This is a genomic window from Rhodoferax sp. (assembly GCF_012927445.1).
Classification (GTDB): Bacteria; Pseudomonadota; Gammaproteobacteria; order Burkholderiales; family Burkholderiaceae_C; genus Rhodoferax.
In genome coordinates, this window is sequence record NZ_JABBPD010000010.1 from 29094 (window position 1) to 52420 (window position 23327).

General features: G+C 56.2%; 18 protein-coding genes. 3 read left to right on the forward strand and 15 right to left on the reverse strand.

Features of this window, described 5'->3' with window-relative positions:
- The first annotated feature begins 34 nt into the window (after positions 1–34).
- A complete protein-coding gene (locus tag HHJ17_RS18675) occupies positions 35–787 on the forward strand; it encodes an ABC transporter permease (protein WP_296502283.1) in 753 nt (250 codons plus the stop codon).
- An 81-nt stretch (positions 788–868) separates the two neighbouring features.
- Here the strand turns inward: HHJ17_RS18675 and HHJ17_RS18680 are convergent, their stop codons facing one another.
- The 15 genes from HHJ17_RS18680 to HHJ17_RS18750 all read right to left on the reverse strand — a co-directional run bounded on the left by HHJ17_RS18680 (position 869) and on the right by HHJ17_RS18750 (position 18785).
- Entirely contained in the window at positions 869–2653 is a 1785-nt protein-coding gene (locus HHJ17_RS18680; RefSeq protein WP_296502286.1) for an asparagine synthetase B family protein, read from the reverse strand.
- Positions 2654–2735: 82 nt separating this feature from the next.
- The gene (gene pth, locus HHJ17_RS18685) at positions 2736–4640 is read right to left on the reverse strand and encodes an aminoacyl-tRNA hydrolase (protein ID WP_296502290.1); all 1905 of its coding nucleotides are present in this window, start codon (positions 4638–4640) and stop codon (positions 2736–2738) included.
- Positions 4641–6113 carry a lipopolysaccharide biosynthesis protein gene (locus tag HHJ17_RS18690; protein WP_296502292.1) on the reverse strand — a complete coding sequence of 491 codons (1473 nt, stop codon included), beginning with the start codon at positions 6111–6113 and terminating at the stop codon, positions 4641–4643.
- Positions 6110–7396 carry a hypothetical protein gene (locus HHJ17_RS18695; RefSeq protein WP_296502295.1) on the reverse strand — a complete coding sequence of 429 codons (1287 nt, stop codon included), beginning with the start codon at positions 7394–7396 and terminating at the stop codon, positions 6110–6112. Before HHJ17_RS18695 ends, HHJ17_RS18690 begins: the two co-directional genes overlap by 4 nt.
- A gap of 9 nt (positions 7397–7405) precedes the next feature.
- Positions 7406–8638, reverse strand: coding sequence for an SDR family oxidoreductase (locus HHJ17_RS18700; RefSeq protein WP_296502298.1), 1233 nt, complete (start codon positions 8636–8638; stop codon positions 7406–7408).
- Between the two features lie 29 nt (positions 8639–8667).
- A complete protein-coding gene (locus HHJ17_RS18705; protein WP_296502301.1) occupies positions 8668–8904 on the reverse strand; it encodes an acyl carrier protein in 237 nt (78 codons plus the stop codon).
- Positions 8905–8924: 20 nt separating this feature from the next.
- Entirely contained in the window at positions 8925–10832 is a 1908-nt protein-coding gene (locus HHJ17_RS18710; RefSeq protein WP_296502304.1) for an HAD family hydrolase, read from the reverse strand.
- Positions 10825–11673, reverse strand: coding sequence for an AAC(3) family N-acetyltransferase (locus HHJ17_RS18715; RefSeq protein ID WP_296502306.1), 849 nt, complete (start codon positions 11671–11673; stop codon positions 10825–10827). The genes HHJ17_RS18710 and HHJ17_RS18715 overlap by 8 nt, the downstream gene beginning before the upstream one ends.
- Positions 11670–13349, reverse strand: a complete 1680-nt coding sequence (locus tag HHJ17_RS18720) for a glycosyltransferase family 39 protein (protein ID WP_296502309.1) — start codon at positions 13347–13349, stop codon at positions 11670–11672. The genes HHJ17_RS18715 and HHJ17_RS18720 overlap by 4 nt, the downstream gene beginning before the upstream one ends.
- Entirely contained in the window at positions 13346–13765 is a 420-nt protein-coding gene (locus HHJ17_RS18725; RefSeq protein ID WP_296502312.1) for a GtrA family protein, read from the reverse strand. Before HHJ17_RS18725 ends, HHJ17_RS18720 begins: the two co-directional genes overlap by 4 nt.
- Positions 13762–14382 (reverse strand): class I SAM-dependent methyltransferase, encoded by a 621-nt coding sequence (locus HHJ17_RS18730; RefSeq protein ID WP_296502316.1) that lies wholly within the window; start codon positions 14380–14382, stop codon positions 13762–13764. Before HHJ17_RS18730 ends, HHJ17_RS18725 begins: the two co-directional genes overlap by 4 nt.
- 2 nt (positions 14383–14384) lie before the next feature.
- Entirely contained in the window at positions 14385–15221 is an 837-nt protein-coding gene (locus tag HHJ17_RS18735) for a glycosyltransferase (protein ID WP_296502319.1), read from the reverse strand.
- Positions 15222–15242: 21 nt separating this feature from the next.
- Positions 15243–16193, reverse strand: a complete 951-nt coding sequence (locus tag HHJ17_RS18740; RefSeq protein ID WP_296502322.1) for an NAD(P)-dependent oxidoreductase — start codon at positions 16191–16193, stop codon at positions 15243–15245.
- Positions 16190–17176 carry a glycosyltransferase gene (locus tag HHJ17_RS18745; protein ID WP_296506877.1) on the reverse strand — a complete coding sequence of 329 codons (987 nt, stop codon included), beginning with the start codon at positions 17174–17176 and terminating at the stop codon, positions 16190–16192. Before HHJ17_RS18745 ends, HHJ17_RS18740 begins: the two co-directional genes overlap by 4 nt.
- Before the next feature lie 328 nt (positions 17177–17504).
- Positions 17505–18785 (reverse strand): glycosyltransferase, encoded by a 1281-nt coding sequence (locus HHJ17_RS18750; RefSeq protein WP_296502328.1) that lies wholly within the window; start codon positions 18783–18785, stop codon positions 17505–17507.
- Between the two features lie 98 nt (positions 18786–18883).
- Between HHJ17_RS18750 and HHJ17_RS18755 the strand changes: the two genes are divergently transcribed.
- Together HHJ17_RS18755 and HHJ17_RS18760 are read left to right on the forward strand one after the other, a co-directional pair.
- Positions 18884–21442 (forward strand): hypothetical protein, encoded by a 2559-nt coding sequence (locus tag HHJ17_RS18755; RefSeq protein WP_296502331.1) that lies wholly within the window; start codon positions 18884–18886, stop codon positions 21440–21442.
- 67 nt (positions 21443–21509) lie between these two features.
- Positions 21510–23183 carry an asparagine synthase-related protein gene (locus HHJ17_RS18760; protein WP_296502334.1) on the forward strand — a complete coding sequence of 558 codons (1674 nt, stop codon included), beginning with the start codon at positions 21510–21512 and terminating at the stop codon, positions 23181–23183.
- Positions 23184–23327 lie beyond the last annotated feature (144 nt).

A 23327-nucleotide genomic window follows, 5' to 3' on the forward strand; every position in this document is an offset into this window, starting at 1 on the left:
TAGTTTATTTAAGCTTCATGCAGAAGGATTAATAATGAATCTCAAAATATTTAGTAAGTCCTACCGGGGACCCGCCTCTGCACAGGCCGGAAGTGCTATTTTTCTTGGCATCTTGCTGCTGCTCAGTTCTCCCATCCTAGCCTTTGCGCAGGAAGTTCAAGGAGGCTGCGGATCGCTAAGTCAAGGATGGGGGCCTTTTGACTATCGTCCCGACAGATACATACCCGAGAATACCTACCACTCACACCGGGCCCTGCTAGGGATCGTAGAAGACATCCACTTCACACCCGAGATCGAAGCCTTGATACGCGGCAAAACCAGTACAACGCCGGGAGGTGACCTCTCCTACACGTTGGGCGTTTTTCCAAATCATCACCGCGCACTGCTGGCAATGGCTGCCCTTGGCGAAAAAGAGAAGGCGAGCAAAGTCATTGGTGCACGCTATTCAGTTGAATGCTACTTCCGTCGCGCCGTCACATGGCGCCCAGACGACAATATCGTCAGGATGCTATATGCCAACTATCTTTCCAAGGCAATGCGTGTAAGTGAAGCCGAGAATCAACTGAGCGTCGCCGCTAACCAAGCCGGAGATAACGCGTATACACACAATAATATCGGCTTGCTATATTTCGGCATGAAGAACTATGAGAAAGCACTCGTTCACGCGCACAAAGCCTATGCACTTGGACTGGGCATACCGACCTTGAGAGAGCGTTTAAAAAGCGTCGGAAAATGGTCTGAACCGGCAGAGGTACCTCCTGTCGAACCCGTTAAAGATTCACAGTAACGGCCACCCTGCTTTACTGCGCGCTTGTGCGCAACAAGGGCAAGAGAAGCCGGCACAACGAGAAGTAAGTCACACCTGGAGTTACAGGCCAGTCTGACCCTGGTTTGCAGATCGCGTCACTGGCAGTTCGTATCTGCCGCTGGAAATTCCCAGGTAGTGGTAGTACGCCAGCGCGGCCTTCAGGGCATAACCATAGTTACCAAGCCTGAGCCGCCAGGCCAGCCGCATTAATTTCAAATACCGTTTGCGCAGTACACGGCGTGGAAAATTTGTGTCTGACAACATAACGGCACTTTGTTTAAGAAGGTCACGGTCCAGCGCTGCTTGGTGCGCTCCCGATGCGAGCGCGTTCCACTGGTCCGGCAGGTCTTCAGGAATGGGAATGGGACTCGGAACATGGCCGGGATAAGCTTGCCAAGGAACCTCGCTAACCGCCGAGTCGAAAAGCGTCAGCCACTTGACATAGAACTGGTGATACAAGCAAGGGTCTACTGCGATCGCCGTCAGGTACTCGAGAAATTCACTATCGTAAAACGGCACCTGAAACTCAAGGCGATGTTTATCAATGGAGTCAAAGTGGTTGACCAAGTGCCGGCGCGGACCGTTCAGGTTCAGGAAAATGTAAAACGCACGTACCGGATCCGGATGACGAATCGCTTCAAGCTCGCTGCGCAGCCGCGCATGCAGGTGACCATAGAATTGTTTCGCAAGTTCGGGATCCAAAATTCTGGTCAGAATTATCTTGTTCTGTTGGCGCAAGTAAACGTCGATGGCGCCGTCCAAATCACCCGAACGCAGCAGGCTCACGATCTCCGGACTGACATACACATAACCAAGTCCAACGCTTCCACCCTCACCGGTCCAAACCACGTTAGGGTGCTCGGGCATCTGTTCCTGTCGGCGGGGTGAGGCGCGCCAGGCATCGGCCATGACGGCCGACCAGTTCGGCCCAGGTTCTGTGGGCAACTCATGGTGAATGGCACCGCTCTTGTTTGCGTACGCCAGCGCGAAGGCCTGGTCCTGTGTATTGGCCAGTGAAAAATTGAAGGTGTAGACCCGGGAATTTTCGGCACGAAGCGCCGCAACCGTGCAGCGGGAATCGAGGCCGCCGCTGAGATAGGCAAAGGTCGTCCGGTCGCCGCGCAGTCGTCGGCGTACGGCTGACTGAAACAGCCGGTGGGTCTCTTTCAGCGCCTCTTCTGCGGTGGCCTGCACCGGTGCAATCGAGTCCCACTGAAAATAACGCTGTGACTTGAATTCACCTTGATGAATAGTGACGACCTCGCAAGGCAAAAGCATCTTGATGCCCGCATAGGGGGTGCTACCACCGAAGGGATAGCCAAAACCAGTGATCTCCGCTACGGCAAGCACATCCAGCTTCTTGGGTATTTCCGAGAGCGCCTCCAGAATACGCAGTGCGCTGGCGAAGTAAACATAGTCACCGACCACGGTGTAGTAAATTGGCCGCAACCCCAGTCGATCAGCAACGAGGTGTGCAATGCCCATGCAAGGGTCATAGTAGGCGGCACAAAATGTCCCGCTGGCGCTGCGCAGGCTCTGGAAATCACCGTCATCCCACTTGGTTTGCAGATACGTCAGGTGAGCGTCGCGGTCCGGACCAGCCGGTCCTTCGCAGATGAGAAGCGGCTCCCCTGCGAGGATTGCGATAGAACCCGTAGGTGAAACACGATGCGCCGGGCGGTCGAATGCACCTATGTCGACCTTCACGAAAAATGCCTGGGCATCACGGAACTCGATGGGGTGATCCGTGGGATCGCGGGAAATGTTTCTTTTCAGGGAGTCGCAAACCGAATCCGGAATGTGTACCGAAGGATTACAACTAAAGACGCCGGCAAGAATTGTCATAGATGCTTCCCCTGTCAGAAAAGAATGTTATCGAGATCGGACGGTACGAACTGAATGCTATTGAGGTTCATCACGAAGCCGTCTACTGCTGCATCAACTCGACAATTCGGTCCGCTGCGGTGTGGTTTGCGGCCGCAACGACAGCATGCTGCTCCACGGGAAATGGCGTCAGCACGTAATCGATGACCGATTGTCCCTCTCGCGGTTGGCCGACGCCAATTTTTACCCGACGGAATTTATCGTCCTGAAATGCCTGGAGAATAGAACGGACACCGCGATGCCCTCCGTCACTGCCACGGATACGTGCACGCACGGCCCCAAGCGGCAGAGCCAGATCGTCATGAACCAGAATGCATTGATGCACATCGAAGGAGAAATCTTTGGCCATCCTGACAAGGGCCGGACCAATATCATTCATCGGAGCAAACGGCTTGATCAGGCAGACAGGCACACCTTGCAACTCACCTCGCACTACCATGGCCAGGTCGCCTTCGGCCACCCAATCTTGAGCAAGACGATGCGCCAAAATGTCGACCGCCCGATAGCCAACATTATGGGGTGTATCGACGCGGCCAGCCTCCGGATTGCCGAGTCCGATGATGACTACCGTTGATCGATCGGCCTCGGACGAATCGACTGCGATTGGTATCGATTCGACAACCATCGGTAGCACCGGGATAAGCTCCTCCGCGGCATTCGGGCCTGACGGTACATGAAGAAGGTCACATGTTTCACAGGACTGAAGGCGACCGCAGTCTGACCGCCAACATTGCACCTCGGTTGTCAGGGCAACGATCAGACGCTGCATGTGATCGGCTTTATGCGATCCTTTCAACAGCACGAGGTCACCGGGCCGCAGATAGCCGGAAAGATACGTCGAGGCATCGCGGAGCGAAGCAAAGGCCAGTAATTCATCGTTTGCATCACGTTTGGCGCGCAGGGAAGCCGATGCCCGCGGGCCGACGAACAAAACACAGTCAGCTACCGCCAACGCCAACTGTCCGATTTCAACGTATCGGCGGGTGGAGTCTCCTTGATAGTCTGAGATGGTTCCTATCACAATGACCTTGCGAACGGCTCTAGCTTGTCGCATGAAGTCAAAGGCCGGCTCGATAGTCGATAGCGGAGCCTTCCAGTCATCGCGAATGAACGTTATGCCGTTCATGGCAAACGGGGCCATGCGTCCTTCGAACGGTTCCACAGTTGCGACCGCCGCCGCCGCAACGGCAAGCGGCACGCCTAGTGCAACGCCGGTTGCCAGCGCGGCTAGCACGGTTGGAGCCCAGTGCGTGCCACAGAGCTGTGTTTGAACGTGCACCGATTCGCCATTCCAGGTGGCAGTGAGGGAAAGGCGCTCTGGCCAGACCGACTGGATTGCTTCGCCGCGAAGCATGGCGTCCCCAGCCAGGCCGAAGGTAATAGTGCGTCCTGCGCATTCCGATTGCATCGCCAGCACACGGGGATCATCGGCATTCAGGATAGCAATACCATCTGTGGGCAGCGACCGAATCAGCTTGCCCTTCTCCTGGGCGATCGCCTCGCGACTCTTGAATGCCGAAAAATGGTCAGCACCAATATTGGTCACCACACCCACGGTGGGCCGAACAAGCGCCAAAGGCAAGTCCATCATCCCCGGCCCGTGTGTAGAAATTTCTGTCACGCAATAAGCGTCCGACTTCCGGGTACTCCGCACGACGCGGACCATGTCCTCCGGCCAATTCAAAGAGCCCGGATTTTTTTTCCCTTTGGAAAAATGTCGCTCCAGAATGCTCGCGATCAGGTCCTTGGTCGTGGTCTTGCCGGCGCTCCCCGTTACCCCGATAAATACAGTATTTTTCAGTCGACGACGATGCATGTAGGTAAGTTGATACAGCCCTTGATCGTAAAGCTGTCGCCAGCGCCACTCAATACCATGTGCAAGCTTGCCGAGCGTCCGCTGGAAAACCTTTGCCCCCAACCCGGCCATTCTTTTGGTAAGTCGCACCATTCATCCCTCCGTTGATTTTTGTCGCGTGGTGGTCGTGATGCTCCGCAGCATCTCAAGCACTTCTTGCGCATTCTTGCGGTTGAGCCCAAACGACACGGCGGAATAGGCCAGTGCGCCGACCGCGATCAGCACACACAGGCGAAGGACAGCACCTTGCTCGATCAACCAAAAATACCGCGTCGCCGCAACGGCGCCATACATGATGAGACCCGCACCTGCCGCAGGCATCATGGATGTGGCAAGCGTACCCAGCCGCAGACCGAGCACTGGCAAGCCGCGCACCAAGCCTTGAAGAACTACAAGGGGTGACACCACGAGCCAAGCGAGACTCAGCCCAAGCAGCCCGCCCCAGTTCGCACCAATAAAAAAAACGGCGGGGGCAATCAGCGATGCCCAGATGGCGTTACGCATCACGATATCAGAGCGCCCAACGCCCTGAATGGCGACTTGCACAAAGTTTGCAACCAGGCGCAGCGGGATGATCAGCGCCAGTACCTGCAAGGGCACGACGGAAGGACTCCAGTTGTCACCGAGGATCACTTCAACCATTTCAGAGGCAATGCTGGACATCCCCCACAACACAGGAAAGGCAAAGAAACTCAAGATTCGGACGCCCAGCAACACGTTCGTACTGACGCTGTGCAAATCGTTTTGCATGCGGGAAAAGGTCGGAAACGCCACTTGATTGACGAGACCCGAGATGCGCTGACTCGGTAGCGAAGCGAGGTGCATGGCCACTGAGTAGAAGCCTAGAACTTCTTTACCTAACAACTTGGCGCAAATCAGGAGATCGACCTGGGAATAGAACATCCAGAACACCTGAGCAGCGCTAATGTGTCCACCGAAACGGAGCAGCGATCGTAAACCTTGCAGCGAAAATTCCGGCCGGTGCATGAAAGGTGAGAGCCAGTTGATTCCGGCCGTTTTCCATATTTGACTGAGAATAGACCCGGCCACAAGCGCCCAGACACCAGCACCGGAGAACGCCATTACCAGCGTGGTGCAACTGGCGACGATCGCACCGGACAGATCCAGCAGGGAGCGGTTGCGAAACTCCATCCTGCGCTGTAACTGGGCGTCCGGGATGACGGCGAAACCGGCAAGAACAAATTGAATGGCCAAGACACGGATAACCGGAGTCACCCGTGGCTCGTCATAAAAGACGGCAATAAGTGGCGCCATAAGCACCAGCAGGGCCGCCAACGAAAAATGAATGGCAAGGATCACACCAAATACGCGTCGCAGAAGGCGCTCGTCCAAGTCGACCATCTGCACCACCGCGGCCCCAAGACCCAACTCGGAAAACATCGCAAGGAATGAAACAAAGACGGTGGCCATCGCGAGTAGCCCATAGTCCGCTGGCGACAGAAGGCGAATCACGATGATGGTGATCGCCCAAGTGACAAGCTGACTTGCCAGCCTCATGCTCGCGGTCCAGCGAAAGCCCGAGAGGGCTTGCGATCGGAGGCTCATTTCTCGCTCAACGGTTCATGCCGATGCTGCAGCAACAAAGCATCGATAAAGTATTTGGTTGCCCAGTTCGGATAACCCGCCCTCATGTACGAACCCAATAGCGGGAACGAGCCGGCGATAGCGCCAATCAGGGCGGCATCATCCGACTGAAGCAACTGAAGCGCCTTCAGATAATTCACCAGCTTGTCGGCTTGCGCGCGGTACTTGGCCTCACCGGTCTGTTCAAACAAGCGATAGCCAACAATAGCCATCTGCGCCGATCCGGTCAGACAAGAGGAAAACCCGGCGGGCTCCCAGTCGGCAGAAAAACGACCGGGCAGGTAGCCGTCACTTGACATACGCGGCAGGACGGCATCCGCAGTGCGGCGAACGGCATCAATAAAGTCCGCTCGCCCCGCGAGAAGACCGACCTCCAGCACGCCCTGCAGGGTGTATCCGATCGTATGGGTGAGTGGCATGTCGGAATGTGACAAACAATTGTGGGCAAACCAGCCATTGGGCTGCTGTTGGCGTAGAGCGGCTTCGATGACCGCGACGGCGGCAATCTTGTAGCGATCTTCTTGGACAAGTTCGCCAAAACGATAGATGGCCCAAGCACAAAGGCAGGTATAAGTTTTTACCTCGCCAGCGCTAACGAAAGCACCGTTGGTTTTGAAGTACCCCTGGTCGTCCAGATCACCCACCAGAAAATCAGCCGCGCGTCGCGCTGCAGAAAGCAGTTTTGGGTCGCCCGAGTCGCTGTAGGCCGAGCACCATCCGTCAAGGACCATGCCGGTATTAAAAGCGGCGGCGGTCTGGTGCGCTGACGCGCAGACCGGACCGCCTTGCACAGCCCCAGAGGGCATCTGCACCGCGGCCTCCCACGCCGCCATGCGCATGGCAGCCGCCGCCACAGCAGGGTCGTCAAATCTCTTGGCGAACGCCAGGAACGAGGAGATGATGTAACCGGTTGTCTCGGGATACGACGGATGCCATCCATTGCCACCGATATTGCAGGGGAAATAGCCGAGCGAAACGCCGTCATCATGGCTTGCAGCCTGTGCACGCATGATCCAATTCACTCCCGCCCGTGCGCGCTCACTGGTTTCGCCGCTCACAGGAGATACCGTTGAAAAGATAAAGCGCAGCTGGCTTCTAATGACTTCCCCCCGGAAGGCGCCGTTATCGGGCCGAAAGAGCGCGCGAACCTCAGCCGCAAAGGCTGCCGCACCCCAGTAGGTGACGCGCAGGGAGTCCCTAAAGTAATTATTCTGAATGGTTCGAGCAATGGTGCCTGGTTTCAACGTGTGCCCCTAAAGCATGACCTGGCCACCGGTCACGGAGAGATTGACGCCCGTCAGGAACGCGGCGTCCTCACCCGCGAAATAGGCGACAGCGCTCGCAACATCAGCGGGGGTGGCAATTCGTTTCAGTGGCGTCCTTGCCGCCTCCATCTTGAAGACGCGTTCTTGATAGTGTTCCGTTAATTCAGTTCTCGTCAGCCCTGGGGACACCATGTTCACCCGAATCATGTCCTCGGCCCATTCTGCGGCCATCGCTTTCGACAAACCCATGAGCGCATTCTTGGCGCACACATAGTCAGCCATGCCTGTCGCCGGGACCCCCGCCGTAACTTGCGACAGAATGTTGATGATTGCGCCACCCCCCATAGATTTCATATGCGGATACACACCTTGGCAAAGCTGAAGAACGGCCTTGACCTGATAAGCCATGTGCGCTTCAAAATCGGTCCAGCGCAGGTCGTTGATCGGGCGATTGACGAACTCCCCCACGGCGGCATTGACAAGCACCCGTGGCGCCCCTAGGGTCTTAACCACCTGCGTGATCAAAGCCGAAACCGATTCGACGTCCCGCACATCGGCCTGTACGGCAAAGGCAACTCCACCGCCAAGTTCAATTTCCCGAACCACGCTCAGCGCACGCTCCTCATTGCGAAAATAATTCACGGCAACTGCAAATCCTCTTAATGCCAGGGTCTTGGCGATCTGCGCACCCATACCTCTTGATGCACCCGTAACAATGGCCACGCGGCGACCTGAATCAAACGGAATGCTTGCCGCCAAACTGACGCGTTGCCCCACCGGTGAATCGTCTCGCACTTTGACCTTTGCAGTCCCAATAACAATGACTTTGTCATCAATACTGCGTATTTCCGTATTCAGCACCAAGGTCCGGGTGGCATCACTCTTGCCGACGACCTTGGCCACAGCCCGAACGGTCTCGTCGATCATTACAGGGCGGCGAAAGGTGAGGTCTTGCCCAAGGTAGAGGGCATGCTTGCCAGGCACGCGCATGCCAACCAACTGGGAAAACAGGGATGCCAGCAATACGCCATGAACGACCTGCGCCCCGAATTCAGTACCGGCGGCGAACTCGCGGTCGACATGCAAGGGGCTGTAATCACCACTCAACGCTGCGAATGCAAGTACATCCTGGACCGAAAACGAGCGGGTTATTTCATAAGTTTGTCCGAGAGAAATATCGTCGAACTTGAGTTCTGCGGCAGCCGGAAAACCATCATTCATGCACATCTTTCTTGTATTGCGCAGGCAGGCTAAATTTTCGCCCCGACGATCTGGACGATATCGAAATAGGAGACCATCAATTCGAATTCAGAAACTTCGAATGAAATCGAAAATTCCTCTTCAAGCGCCAAAATAATGTTGATTTGGTTGGCCGAATCCCATCCCGGGATGTTGTCCATGGACGTGCTGTCATCGATCTTTTCGACATCAACATTCAGGATAATCGACATCAACTCTTTGATGGTCTGCTCAACATTTTTTAGCATTTAACAACTCCAAATTGAATTTAACCGAACCAGGCGGGGCGTTGCACAAGTTCGAACTCCATATCCAACACCCATCGCGTGATGCCAGACACGTCTTCACTCTGCAGGGAAAAGCCATGTCTCTTGTACAAGTCACGCGCCGGTAGATTTTTCTCAGTTGGGACCACTAGCCCGCATATTTTCTTCAACCCACGCTCTTGTGCCGTGTCACAAAGGAATGCCAGCATCGCCGTTTCGACCGTACGACCGATCACGCGGCAGCTGAGAAGAAAGGTATCAACATCAAGCCGGTCTTCAACAATGTGCGCCAACATGATGCCGACAATCCCGTTGTCTCCGAACCGATCTCGAACGCCGACGCTGATCGCCAGCCAGTTAGGATCGGCCATGCGTCCCGCAAGCTCAGCCTCGGAATAGCGAACGGTGGTGAGATTGAATTGATTGGTTTTTTGTGTGAGTTGGGCGGCACGCGCGCGTGATGCCTGATCGACGCGGGCGATACTGAGCTGCATATCGAGATCCCGGTAATAGTCTTCAATATTGCCACTCGCAGAACGCATCGTTTCCGCCTGTGCGCGCTGTTGGTACAACTGTCCCCGATGACGATCTTCATCCGACAGACCGAGAACATCAAACAGCCCCTCCGCGCAAAGCGTTTCAACATACAACTCGGGACGGCGCGGCAGATGAATCACAGTGACCATCGGCAATTCGCGGCGAACCTGTTCACATTCAGCCGGATTGTCATCTACAAACACCATGTGATCCAAACCAATATTGAGTCGTTTGGCGATCCGCTTCAGTGAATCGCTTTTCGGATTCCAGTGTATTTCCATTTCGGCAACATGCTCTTTGCGAATCATCATGAAACGGTGGCTGAGAAACACGGCATCGACATCGGCTGGATTGTTCTTGCTGGCAATGGCCAATATGACACCGCGTCGATGAAGGTCCAGAACCACCCGCTGGAACTCGACGAAGGCACTACCAGGGTAATTGGGGCCGAGTTGAATACCCTCAATTCCATCTTCACCAATGACGCCGCCCCATAGTGTGTTGTCGAGATCAACGACCAGACACTTCTTTGCCAAACCGCCAAATGCCCTGCAATACCGCATGTATTCCTGCGACAGGTACCCCAACATGCCATTCGCGATGGGCGCCTTGGCATACAGTCTCATTCTTGCGTCATACCAGTTTTGCGCACCAAAATGATGGACCAATGCGGCATAGTCCACGATGTGAGCGTCGACGATATCAGCAACCGCTTCATCAAGAGAGCGATTGAGATTCGCAACAAGTTTCGCTTGCCCGATGGGCAAACGAAAATCGGCGATACCCGCTCGCCGCAAGCGCGGCAGCGCAAAATTATGCACGAGCAACGGCGTTGTCAGCGTGCTGCGGAATGCCCGCACGAGCGAGCCAATCTCTTGCTTGCATCTATCGATGACCGCCCCGAGACTGCCGCCGGACGGTTCTGCGTCCATAAATTCTGTATAAATTTCAGGAAACCAATCCTCGCCTTCAATGGCCAGAATCGTGACATCCGGTGCAAAGGCATACAGACCGCTCTTAACGTCTCTTATTTCCTGGTTAATCAAGCCGAAACCGGGCTGGTAGATCTCTATGCGCAGACCATTGATAAAGCCCAAGGCGATCAATGAATCGTGAATAAACTCGATCGAGAAAGACGAAAGCAAAGCGATTTTGTAGGATTTGAGGCCTATCTCATCTGGCTTCAGGCCATCAACAAGTTGGCGCAAAAATCTGAAATTCATCAGACTCGGCTGCTCCTGCAAAAGTTGACGTGCGGACTGCATTGCCGACTCTACCGCGCCACCGTCAAGGCTTGCGCGGACGGTGGCGCGCCGATCGGGGTGATCCGCTTCCTTGCTCGGTTGCACAGGCTGATTGTGGGGTTCAGTCATAACAATTAATTCCCTGTTTGTTCATGCTGCGCGCAACCGCATTCACATCGGCCGCCGCCAGGACGTTAATTTTTAACCCGCCAACCTGCGCTTCGCGCCACGCCCCGAACTTCTTCAAGTGAGGGACCAACTTGTACAAGTTTCGGCGCCGTGATACCGCGGGCTCGAAAAGGCGGCAATTCGTGTCGAGAATTTGGCCATCACGGGTTTTTGACCGCAAGTGAAATACCTCGTCAGTGAACGGTGAGACGGGCAGTTCTTGTTCAAGAATTTCCTCCAGCGTGTGAAAGAAGGTCAACACACTAATGTCGGTACCCAACAAGACGATCTTGCCCCGCCGTTGGAGTAGGGCTTCAAATGGCGTACCCGCACCACAGGGTGTGCCGGCGAGGTGATGTCCGGCAGCGACCACCTCGGCATCATGACCCCAGATCGCCACGGGATGGGTCGGATGAATGCTGCGAACGACCCCGGGGGATCTTCTGAACAGTTCGGTCAGAAGGCCCATGCGCGACGGCGTGCGCGCCACATCAAACAAAGGGTTGGTTTTTGCAAAGGCCACTGCAGTACCGGAAAACATCATGGTCGGCATCATCAGGATGCCTTCGTCACCGACAACGCTTTGCAGCATCGAGATGACGTCGGTCGGTTTCCCTTGGAACCCTTCAAAAGCGTCAAATGAACTGTGTACCAGCACGGTATCGCCATGGACAATGCCGAGTCCTCGGAGCGTACGTTGAAGATCCTCAGGCGTAAATGATCTGAAGGTGTTCGCAAAGAGCCGCCGGAATGCCTTCATGTGCTTTTTTGCACGGGTCTTCGCATGCGTCCAAGACGTCATTTTGGCTCTAGCCCGCCACTGGCTTTTGAGCTTAGCAAAGCCGTTTTCCGAATCTGCGCGAGACAGCCCCTGTCGACGGAATAAAACTGCACGGACTCCGGCAACAACAGCTTGTCGGTAAACCTCATCTGCCGGTCTGCCCACGATGGCAGAGAAGCCCGGACCGCCCTGACAATCCTTGTAACAAGAAGATCGGTCACACTGGGCGCGCCGACCGCTTGGGCGATCTGTCGGACGCAATGAGCGCCGGCCCCCGGCAACAAGCCGGCCATCTCGCCACGCCATTCAGGCCATGCGGGATGGTAGGCCGCGATAATCGGGGAACCCTCTGGCAAGGAACGCGGCACCGCGATCACCTCTGTCATTTCTTTCAACGGTAAAAGATTGCCCGCATTCTCTTGACCCATGAGCCCCAGTACATGATTCAGGTTCAAGGTTTGACCTGATGCATAAACGACCGACGACCTGTTTGCCTGCGCGAAACGGATCGTGTCGCGGTGGCTAGCGGCATGCAAATTGTGCCCATAGCCATCCAGGGCGGCCAGTAACACGCCCCCGATGCAGAGCACAGCCATCAGGGCGATTGACACCTCCGCTCTCATCCTTGCTAACGCGACGCCTGCGAGTACCGCGATCGGCGCCGCAAAAATGATCGCATAGTTCGTCTGCTTTGGAATCAACCGTAATGGCGACAGCGAGTAGACAAAGAATGAAAAGAAAACAAGCAGGAAGATGGCCCAAAGAACCGTGAAGAGTCCCGTTCGCCGTTTCGCCCGTCCTTGCGCATGGACGGCAAACCAGGCCCCCAGCACCGCCAGAATCGGCGCAAGCCACAACGTTCTTCCATCTAAAAAAAGCAGCCTGAAATAGAAATTAGCGTCATAGCTCTGCCAGGAAGCTGGGTTCGCCGATCCTGCCTTGATCTGCCGCGCCAAGACGTGCGCATAATAAAAAGGATCAGCAAAGGCCCAGGTGAACAGAATGAGATTCAGACTGGCGGCGGCGGCGGCGCCGAAGACAAGCCAAAGAATTTTGCGTCGATTGGCCGTGAATGCGAGCGCCAGGATTCCGAAAGGGATACTGAATACGATCGCCGCCTCAGGCTTTATCCAACCGGCAAAGCCCACAGCAAGCCCCGCTCCAACGAGCAGAACAGCCTTGCCGCTACTAACACCGAAATGGAGGAGCACCATTGACAGCGTCAGCAGGGCGGCAAACGGAGCGTCTGCCGTGATGTTGGTCGCGGAATCAATGTGCTGCGGAATTGTCGCCAATACCAGGCTTGCAGAGACTGCCACTCGCGTGCCCCAGATTCTCAATGCGTAAACATAAATGACCGCAATTTCCCCTAGCGAACAGATCAACCCCCACGCCGCAAGGGCACCTTCGCTCCGGCCCAGCAAACCCACCGCAGCGGCAATCGGGAGATTGATGCCGTATCGCAGCGCGCCGTTGTAATCAGAAGGGGACCACAGCCCAGCCAGCACCTCCAGCCCGCGGGTTGCGTAGATCACGTCGTCTGATCCCATAAAACCGCGGAACAGCCACAGGCGGATAACGATCGCAACAAGGAGCAGCGCCCCGAGCCACCACCAGTCACCCCATTGACGCCAGGCAAATTCAGTCCGCCTCAGCGAAAGACCTGACATACGGGCGGGTTGGGTGGCGCTCGTCATAACAGCCTCGTCTTGTCTATGGCCGACCGACGGAAAACAAAATATTTCTGGGTCAGGTACGACAACACCACGCTCATCGGAAGGGCAAGCGCGCCTGCCGCGTAGGCATTGAAACCCAAAGCCATGAGCTGACCAATCAAAGTGATGACACAAACATAGATCAACGCCCAACTCAAGACAAAACGACCGAGCAAGCGGTTATCCGGGTTGTTAAAAACCAGATGGCCCTGCGTCTTGAAGCTGAACAAAATGCCAACCAGCAGGGTCAGCAAATTGGCCAGTTTATAGTCGAGTCCGATGAAAAGCAGCCCCGCGTAAACCAGGTAACTGAAAGTTGTATTTAGCCCACCGACCAGGACGAATCGAACGGCACTATTTGCCTTGACCTTGGCTATAACAGGAACAAAAAAGCTCATACGTTTGGATTACTCTTCTGATATACAACCATCAATTCATGGTAGATAAAAAAATTCTCAATGAACTTCAGATTTCCGGGAAAGTACGAATGGTGAGCTATCTTGAAACCCTCGCAGTCCACTAGTTCATGTGACTGCAAATAGTCCATATTGACAAACGTTTTGTGCGTCGGGTCCGACCGATAGCCCGTGGCACCTGGAATCACGATGATCACCGTCGAGACCCCCAGGCGGGCACATTCCTGTAACAGACCACGAAGAACTTGATCTGCATTTCCGAAATGTTCAAGGACATGCGAGAGGACCAATGTGCAGAACTTGTTTTGGCTCAACGCCCGCAGGTTAAAACCCGCTTCGCTTTCCGCCGCAGACAAGACCTGAAATCCACGCTGCGTAAGATCCTCAACAAGGTAGGGATTGACCTCAACACCGACAGAGCCCTTAGGCAAATACTCAAGAATCTGACCTGCGCCACATCCTAAATCAATGCTGGGCCCCTTGACATGACGCAGGACGCGGGAGACATAAAACGATTTTATTAGTTTTCTAAATGGATTTCGCTGCCGGGCAATTTGCCTGCAAGCATAGTCATATCCAAACTCTTCCTCATGCGCCATTTTTATTTTCCAAAAAATAGATAACGATAAAAAAGTGCTCGGGCCAAAGTATTCAAACGAGCCTTGGCAAGGCCAATCATTCGGTCAATTCGTGATATTTGAAATCTTTTATCCGATTGAAATTTATCGATAAAACCTTTGAAGTCCCGATGCTGCTTGTCACCAATTTCAACGCTCCACGACCCCGGACTGACACGAAACGCAGACGTTTGCGTCGAGGTGTAGTAGGCATCGCCATGCACCAGAATTCTGAACCAGTAGTCAAGATCAACAAGGTAAGGATGGCTTGCGTCATAGCTGCCAACTCTTTTGATGAGTTCGTGGCGAAACAGCCCGTTTCCCGGCTCGCCAATCAGGTTGGTTCCGGCTCGGATGCAGCGTTTAATCAACATGCGTCTTTCAATTCGGCCTGGCTGCATCCGGGTCAGACCACGCGTCATTAATACCCGACCATCCGGATCAATGATTTGCCGCGAACCAAATACCAGCGCGATCTCGCCCGTCCTGTCTTTCTCTAACACGGCCACCTGCTCCTTAAGGCAATCTGCAGCAAGCAGGTCATCATGAGGGAGCAGCTTGAAATACTTTCCTTGGGCCAGTTCCAGGCATCGGTTCCAATTTGCTTCCGGACCGAGATTTTGTGTATTTCGTATGTATTTGATGCGGGAGTCGGAATAGTGCGCGACAAGAGTCTGTGTGTTGTCTGGTGAATTGTCATCAAGGATCCAGACCTCAAAGTGGGGATAGGTCTGGCTCAGTACCGAATCGATCGTCTTAGCCAAAAAAGCGGCACCCCGGTACGTTGGGATGCAGACAGAGACAAGCGGATTTAACATCATGGCCTAACTAATTGAAACAGCTCATTTCGCGCAACTCCGCACGAAATTGGCTCGCTCTTCCATCATGAGTTGGGCGATGCCAACCGGGAGGCTCGTGGCTGTCAGCCTTGCGCTTTCTGGTGCCACGATCGAACGAAACTGCACACGCCGGGAATAAAGGCAAGATAATTGGCTCGCGCTGGTTACGATCCGCGGCGCGCGACGCGCAATTCTCTTGAAAATCGAGATGATCTCTGCAATCGTCGTGGGATGTTCCGATGCAATTATCTTGGTCAGCGCGAGCGGTTTTTCGCTTGCTCTTTCTAACGTGTTGACCATCGCGACGGCGGCATCGTCGGCAACGATATAGTCGCGAATCGTATCGTACGGAACGTAAATCTGTATCGGCTGATTCCGAAGGATGCGGCGCGCCATATGGGTCAGGAGACCCTGCTGCTTGCCCGCGGCTTGCCCTGGACCGTATAGAGTGGAAATCCGGGCCATGAGCGCTGTTGTGCCGCAATTCTTAAGCGCGAATGCACTGACCAAGTCTTCTTGTCTCAGTTTCTCTCGGGCATAGAAAGTCGTCGGGGCGGGCGACGTATTCTCGGTAATGATGTCATCGCGTGATCCAGCATAGATGGCACCGGCCGAACTGGCGAAAGCCATGGCGCCGGATTTGGCCATGAGCCCCGGATCAGATTCGAGCAGCTGCAGAAGCAACGCCAACGCATGTGTTTCCGGTGCCAGAACATCTTGCGCACTGCTCATGGTACCCACGCCCGCAGCCCAGTAGATTTCCCATCGATCGGTCGCACCGGCTTTACACGCGAAGGCCTGAACTGCGGCCGCAATCTGAGACTCAAGCGCAGGTCCACTATCCCAACAAAATCGTTCGACAGGAGAAAACAACTCGGTGCCGTTGCGGCGTAACGCACGAAGCAACGCCGTACCCAAAAGCCCCCCGCTCCCGATGACCCAGGCAATTGTCATAAGCGAACAGCCGGCCGCGTCGGCTTGGTGCTGACAACATACAGAGGCTTACCCATGACGATACCCATCGTGACCGCGAGGTACTCGGCAATCACGCCGAGTGCGGTCAAGATGCTGCCGGAAAAAAAAGCAACCACGATCAGGATCGATGCCCATCCTTGGACAGGCACTTGGCCGTATAGTTTTCCATACAGCGCATAGGCTGCGATGGCGAAAGCCAGAATCATCGAACCAAAGCCCACCACCGTAATCAATCTCAGTGGACGCGTGCCAGTTGTCAGGATCAGGTTCCAGAAGTGCCCGAACAGTTTGAAATACGAATACCCCGAGGGACGGGCCAGTTCATTTCTGAGTCGAACCGGGCAATGACCGATGCGTCCGGTCACCCAGAATAGTCCGACATCGAGATAGACACCGTTGCCACAGTACGCCGCCAGTGTCCTGGCAATCTCGCCGTCCACCAGCCGAAAGCTGTTAAACCGTCCAATCGCACTGTTCCCCAACAGTTTGGTGCTGATCGTCTTGGCAGTTCGACTAAATAAATTTCTAAGCCAGCCGTGTGGCGGCGGGTTCATGGGTTGCGCATAGACCAGCTGCAGTGATGATGCCAAGGCGCTGTCAAGCATGCGACCAATGTCTGCAGGGTCTTGCTGCCCGTCTTCGTCTATGCTGACAACCCAATCACCCGTGGCGCTTGCCATGCCAGCCAATGTTGCGGCATGTTGACCGTAATTCCGAGAAAGCCACACGGGCTGAACAAACGAATATTGCGCATGCATGTCTTCCATGGTTGTATCGGAGCGGTCCGGGCCGCAGTCATGCACCAGCAAGACCTCGCAGACCATGAAGGAGTTGCCATCGGGGGTGAGCTGCGGCTGAGTCAACGGAGCAATTTCTTTAACCAAGGTCGGAAGCGTATGTGCGCCTTGGTAAACGGGAATAACAATGGAAACTCGGTGCATGGAACGGTTATCCATAAACATAGCCCTGCATCTTTACAAAACAACAAGAATTACCAGCACACGGAATGCAGTGCAGCACTTGAAAGATCGTGCACGCCGCAATTTCGCGAAGAATCATGCGGGTAATGACATGAAGGATAGGAAGCTCAACGGCAGCTCGGTGGTCAGCCCATGTCTTACCCCCACACTCAAGCGTCTTTCCACCAGGAACCTCCAAGGCCAAAGTAAAAGCCAGTTACGGCAAATCGCCACTGCTGGTCATTGTTGGCGAGGAGGCTCGGTCGTTAGTTGATCAATATCAATCCAGCCATGACATATCAAACTGGACTGATTCAATACAACGTCGTTTTCAATCTTGGCGCTGGCTGGCGGCAACGATACCTGCAGTTGTCGCTTGCTCCAGCAAAGCCACCAGAGCCTGTGATCGCCCGTGCCGGGATGCCTGTTGCACGGCCAGTGTTTGCGGCAGCACGGCCTTACCTTCACGCCAGTCACGCACCAGCGCAGGTAATAGCGCGGCAATCTCTTCCACGGAATCCAGACGCGCCACGTCATTCAACCCAGCGCTTCGCAGTACGCCGGCGGTGTCACCCTCGGGATCGGTCAGCGCCAGAATGGGTTTTCCAGCCCGCAGGTATTCGTAAATTTTGGCGGGAATCTGGGCATTGCAATTGCTGGCCTGCATGACCAGCAAGACATCAGCCGCCATCATTTCTGCCAGCGCCTCGCGGTAAGGAATTGCCGGACTCAACTCGATGAAATCCTGCGCACCATGGGTTTGGGCCAACTGGCGCAGCAGGTCGTCGTGCACCGACGCGCGAAAGCGGATGCGCAGCTCAGCTGGACCCAGCGTGCCCTCGCTCCTCAAACGAGCAAGCGCAATAAACAGCTGGGTTGGATCACGCTCCAACGGGTAAACAATGCCGCTGTGCAGCATGAGAAGCGGCTGCGTGCCGGCTGCCGGGCCGCTGGCTTCGTGTGGCGCTAGCGCAGCAGGCGAAAAACTTTCTTCGTCATAGCCATTTTCCAAGACCACCATCCGGCCGGCCGCCGCCGGGTAGCGCTGTTGGTACATGCGTGCCGCGCTGGGCGTTGTAAACACACAATAGCGCGCCTGCCTAACGGCATCGGCTTCTATGTCCAGGTAGCGCTGCTTGGTACGCGGGTCGACCGGGTAATCATGCTGCGCCATCGGATCACGAAAATCTGCAATCCAGGGAATTCCGGTCTTGCGGTGCAGCGCGGAAGCAATGACATGCGCGGTAGCGATGGGGTAGGTAGACCAAATGGCGTTCGGCTTGAATTCCTCGATCAGCTTGAGCCCCTCGCGGACAGCGTCGAACTTCCAGCTGATCCACCGGTCGGGCCGGGCCATCCAGCCCAGGTAGCGCCCGGCCAACTGGAGGTGGCGGGCCGTGTCCAGCGCAAAGGCCCGGCGCACCACCGTCCCGACCGGCACCTCGGCCAGCAGATCATCACTCGTTTTTTCATAGGCACGGGGGTCGGTACTCAGCACCAGGGGCTGCCACCCGAGTGCTGGCAAATGCTGTACAAAGCGCAAGGTGCGTTGTATGCCGCTGCTGCCAGCTAAAGGCGGGAAATGGTAGGCAATCATCAAGATTCGTTTCACGCCTGCTCCAGGTTTTGCGTTTTCTAGATTCACGCGTGGTACAAACTGCGCTGGCCAGCCATCTACCGGCGCAGTCAAGAAAATTAGGAAATAATTTTATGGCAGAGTATGCACAACACAGCACGCGTTTACCTCAACGCAACGCCATAAAATTTATTTGGCGGCCTGCCATCCTGGCGCTGATTTCGGGCGCTGCCGATTTGGCGCTGGCCGTGCACCACCCGGTGGCGCCTGCCATAGTGACCGCTATGGTTCTTGTGTGCTGGGCTGCTTTTGGGGCATGGCCTCACTTGTGGCTGCTGTTGCTTCCTGCTTTACTGCCGGTCATTGGCCTCGCCCCTTGGACGGGCTGGATCACTTTTGAGGAACAAGACATTCTCATTCTGGCCGCTGCGGTTAGCGGCTACACGCGAATGGCGTGGCAATGGCAGACCAATAGGCAGATCGACCCCCTTCGTCATCCCCCGCATGGTCGACCTGTTTTGGTGTGGCTGCTCGTGGCGCTGTTTGCGCTTTCTACTGCCGTGTCAATGTTCCGAGGCTTTGCGGATGCGGGGGGATTCAGTTTTGGATGGTTTCAGGGCTATCACGAACCGATGAATAGCGTGCGGCTGGCCAAGAGCTTTTTCGAGGCTTTATTGCTGGTTCCGCTTTGGCAGGCGGCAGTCAGGCAAAACCCTGAGCGGGCACAGAACTTACTATCGCAGGGACTGATGCTGGGCTTGGCGACAGCCGCCCTGAGCACCGTGTGGGAGCGTGCGGCGTTCACCGATTTGTTGAATTTTTCTTCCGACTACCGCACCACAGGCTTGTTTTGGGAGATGCATGTGGGCGGTGCGGCTTTGGATGGTTTTTTGGCGTTGACGGTGCCCTTTGCACTGCGTGAGTTTTTGCTTGCACGAACACCCGCACGCTGGAGCGCCGCCGCGATCGTTCTCATGCTGGCAGTTTATGCCTGCTTGACCACGTTTTCACGCGGGGTCTATCTGGCAATTCCGGTGGGCACATCGGTTTTTTTGGGCTTGTACGCATGGCAGAAAAAGCAGCGCTCGCCAGCAACAACACGCCGCCCGGAGGAAACAGGCACCGCCATCCATCTGATCACCACACTGTTGCTGGTTGCAGGGTTTGGTATGGGCGCAGCCTGGGTATTTCAGTCCAGTGGTTACCGGGGTATGGCGGCACTGCTGGGCACGGTGGCGCTGATGCTGCCGCTGGCGCAGGTGCTTCGGGGTTTCAATTTCAGCCAGTGGTTACGGGGTGTGGTGCTAAGCACAGCAGGGATTCTGCTAGCCGGCACCATGGCCTGGCTGCTACCCAAAGGAGCCTATCTGGCCTGGGGCTCAGCGGCGGTCCTGACCGTAGCGATGCTGCTTCTTTTACGGCAGTGCATCAAGCCTTCGCCACTCTCAGGCCCGCTGGCATTTGCCAGCTTTGCAGCAACCGTGGCGGGCGTCGCCCTGGTGGCAAATCACTGGGGCGAAACGGCAGGATGGCGGCACGCTGCACCCGTGTTACTGGTTTTGCTGGGGGTGTGCGTGGCGGCTGGTTCGTCCCGGAGGCCACTGTGGCCCGACTCATTGCGCTGGCAAGCCACAACGGCGGGCCTCATGGGCGTAGTGGCAGCCGTTATAGGAATTTTTGGCGGCGGCAGTTTCATGAGTGACCGGTTTTCAACTGGCGGGCAGGACTTTAGCGTTCGGCTGGCACATTGGCAACTGGGACGCGACATGCTGCGCACCCCAGCCGACTGGTTGCTGGGCAAGGGATCAGGACGCTTCCCGGCCAACTACTTCTTGACAGGCAACCCGCAGGCGCATCCGGGTGACTACCGCCTCAAGCAGGAATCGGGCAACACTTACCTGACCTTGACGGGAGGTTTACACGCCAACGGCTGGGGCGAAATGTTCCGGGTCACACAACGCGTCGCAGAGCCCGGCAAGCAAGCGATCGTGACCGCACGGGTGCGCGCCGAGAAAGAGGTGAGTCTGCATTTTGAAGTGTGTGAAAAGCACCTGCTCTACAACCAGGGCTGTGTCGTCAGACAAACCGTCGTCAAGGGTGCCCCTGGGGTGTGGCAGCTGGTGCGCCTGGAGCTGCGGGGCGACGGTGCCAGCCGCGGTGACTGGTACGCCCCCCGGCTGCTGGCCTTCTCGATGGCCATGGAGTCGCGCGGCGGCATAGCCGACCTGGACGACCTGGCCTTGACCGGCGCTGACGGGCGTTCGCTGCTGGCCAACGGCAACTTTTCCGAAGGCATGGCGCACTGGTTTTTTTCCAGCGACCGCTACCACATGCCCTGGCATATCAAGAGCATGTTCATGAATGTGTTGTTTGACCAGGGCCTGCTTGGCGCAACGCTCTGGGGCCTGCTGCTGGCCGGCGCCTTGTGGCGCACCAGCCTGGGCACGGCCCGCCGCCACCCTCTGGCCCCCGCGCTGGCCGCCAGCCTGACGGCGTTTGCGGTCGTGGGCTTGTTTGACAGCTTGCTGGATGTGCCGCGGCTGGGTTGGCTTTTTTACCTGCTGCTGCTGCTGGCTTTGACACTGCGGGACCCGGCCACTTGGGTCATGCGTGCCAACGGCATCCGTCTGCAGCCACTGGCTGGCTATGTATCCCCCAGCGAACACGCTGGCGCTCAAGGGCAGCTTGCATAATCCGGAAGCGGCCCCAAGCACGCAACCCGCCCACCACCTCTGATCTCACAACCACACGACACTCCAAATGCCAAACAACAACACCGTTTTGCTTAGTGGCTCCCCCCGATTTTCAGACGGCAAACTGGCCGCCCTGGCGTTGACAGAGGGTCCTGCAGCCGCCTGGCATGCCGCGCTCCAAAGCACGCCAAAGACCGCGGCACAAGGCGTTAGCGGCGACTTTGCGGTGGGCCTGCGCGAGCCCGGTGGCCGCACCTTCCTGGCGGTGGACCGTTTTGCCATTCGGACGCTGTGTTATCGCGTGGACAACGGTCAACTGCGCTTTGCTTCTGGTGCCGATGAATTGGCCGGCACCGATACAGAAATTGACCCGCAGGCGATTTTTGACTATCTGTACTTCCATGTCATCCCGTCACCGCGCACCATCTACAAGGGTATTTACCGGCTGCCGCCTGGCCACTATGCCTTGTTCGAAAATGGCGAACTCACCGTGGCACCGTATTGGGTGCCGACGTTTGAGGAGCAGCGCGGCGTTTCGTTCGACACGCTCAAAGATGAGTTCAGACACCTGCTGCGCGATGCCGTGGCGACACAACTCGACGGCAGCAAACCGGCCTGCTTTTTGAGTGGCGGCACCGACAGTTCCACCATCGCCGGGATGGTGGCACAGGCCAGTGGAAAAACAGCCGCCACCTACTCGATCGGCTTTGACGCGCAGGGCTATGACGAGATGGAATTTGCCCGTTTCGCGGCCAAGCACTTCAAGACCGAGCACCATGAGTACTACGTCACGCCCGATGACCTGGTGCGCAGCATCCCGACCGTGGCGGCGCATTACGACCAACCGTTTGGCAATTCGTCCGCCCTGCCCGCCTACTACTGCGCGAAGATGGCGCGCGAGGATGGCGTGAGCAAACTGCTGGCGGGCGACGGTGGCGATGAACTGTTTGGTGGCAACACCCGCTATGCCAAGCAAAGGATGTTTGGCTGGTATGACCATGTCCCCGGCCTGATTAAGAACGGCCTGCTGGAGCCACTGCTGGGAACAGGCGCCGCAGCGGCCTTTGCCCTGACCCGCAAGGCGGGCAGCTATGTGGAGCAGGCCCGTGTGCCGATGCCCGACCGGCTGCAGATGTACAACCTGATCACCCGCCTGGGCGTGAGCGAGGTGCTGACGCCCCAATTGCTGGCACAAATCGACACCACTGGCCCATTGCGGCTGGAACGCGCGGTGTGGCAAAGCCCCCAGGGCTGCAGCCACTTGAATCAGGAACTGGCCTTCGACTGGCGCTTTACCCTGGCCGAGAGTGACCTGCCCAAGGTGCTGGGCACCACCGGCCTGGTCGGGGTGGGGGTCGGCTTTCCGATGCTGGACGACCGGTTGCTGGCGTTCTCTGAAAAGCTGCCGACGGCGTACAAGCTCAAGGGGCAAAAGCTGCGCTGGTTCTTCAAGGAGGCACTGCGCGGTTTTTTACCGGACGAGATCCTTGCCAAGAAGAAGCAGGGCTTTGGTCTGCCATTTGGCGTCTGGGTCAACACCCATCCCGCCCTCAAGACGCTGGCCACCGACTCGCTGCACAGTCTGGCCAGGCGCGGCGTGGTACGCACTGACTTTGTTCAGGTCCTGCTGACGCAGCGGTTGTCGGAGCACCCCGGCTACTACGGCGAGATGGTATGGATTTTGATGATGCTGGAGCAGTGGCTCGGGGCCAAGGCACCGCAGTTCAGCCTGAGCAGCTGAGATAAGCTACTGTTTTTATAGCTGCTTAGGAAGTCTAGACGGGGGCTAGAGGGCTAAAAGCTTGGAAACCCGGGTTCAGCCCGGGATTCGCACACGGCGCTCACCGTCCAATCGCCAAATACTCAAAGCCCATCGCCCGCACCA

Coding starts and splice junctions, on each gene's coding strand:
- HHJ17_RS18675 (WP_296502283.1), top strand. CDS start 35: ATGAATCTCAAAATATTTAGTAAGTCCTACCGGGGACCCGCCTCTGCA.
- HHJ17_RS18680 (WP_296502286.1), bottom strand. CDS start 2,653: ATGACAATTCTTGCCGGCGTCTTTAGTTGTAATCCTTCGGTACACATT.
- pth (WP_296502290.1), bottom strand. CDS start 4,640: ATGGTGCGACTTACCAAAAGAATGGCCGGGTTGGGGGCAAAGGTTTTC.
- HHJ17_RS18690 (WP_296502292.1), bottom strand. CDS start 6,113: ATGAGCCTCCGATCGCAAGCCCTCTCGGGCTTTCGCTGGACCGCGAGC.
- HHJ17_RS18700 (WP_296502298.1), bottom strand. CDS start 8,638: ATGAATGATGGTTTTCCGGCTGCCGCAGAACTCAAGTTCGACGATATT.
- HHJ17_RS18705 (WP_296502301.1), bottom strand. CDS start 8,904: ATGCTAAAAAATGTTGAGCAGACCATCAAAGAGTTGATGTCGATTATC.
- HHJ17_RS18710 (WP_296502304.1), bottom strand. CDS start 10,832: ATGACTGAACCCCACAATCAGCCTGTGCAACCGAGCAAGGAAGCGGAT.
- HHJ17_RS18715 (WP_296502306.1), bottom strand. CDS start 11,673: ATGACGTCTTGGACGCATGCGAAGACCCGTGCAAAAAAGCACATGAAG.
- HHJ17_RS18720 (WP_296502309.1), bottom strand. CDS start 13,349: ATGACGAGCGCCACCCAACCCGCCCGTATGTCAGGTCTTTCGCTGAGG.
- HHJ17_RS18725 (WP_296502312.1), bottom strand. CDS start 13,765: ATGAGCTTTTTTGTTCCTGTTATAGCCAAGGTCAAGGCAAATAGTGCC.
- HHJ17_RS18730 (WP_296502316.1), bottom strand. CDS start 14,382: ATGGCGCATGAGGAAGAGTTTGGATATGACTATGCTTGCAGGCAAATT.
- HHJ17_RS18735 (WP_296502319.1), bottom strand. CDS start 15,221: ATGATGTTAAATCCGCTTGTCTCTGTCTGCATCCCAACGTACCGGGGT.
- HHJ17_RS18740 (WP_296502322.1), bottom strand. CDS start 16,193: ATGACAATTGCCTGGGTCATCGGGAGCGGGGGGCTTTTGGGTACGGCG.
- HHJ17_RS18745 (WP_296506877.1), bottom strand. CDS start 17,176: ATGTTTATGGATAACCGTTCCATGCACCGAGTTTCCATTGTTATTCCC.
- HHJ17_RS18755 (WP_296502331.1), top strand. CDS start 18,884: ATGGCAGAGTATGCACAACACAGCACGCGTTTACCTCAACGCAACGCC.
- HHJ17_RS18760 (WP_296502334.1), top strand. CDS start 21,510: ATGCCAAACAACAACACCGTTTTGCTTAGTGGCTCCCCCCGATTTTCA.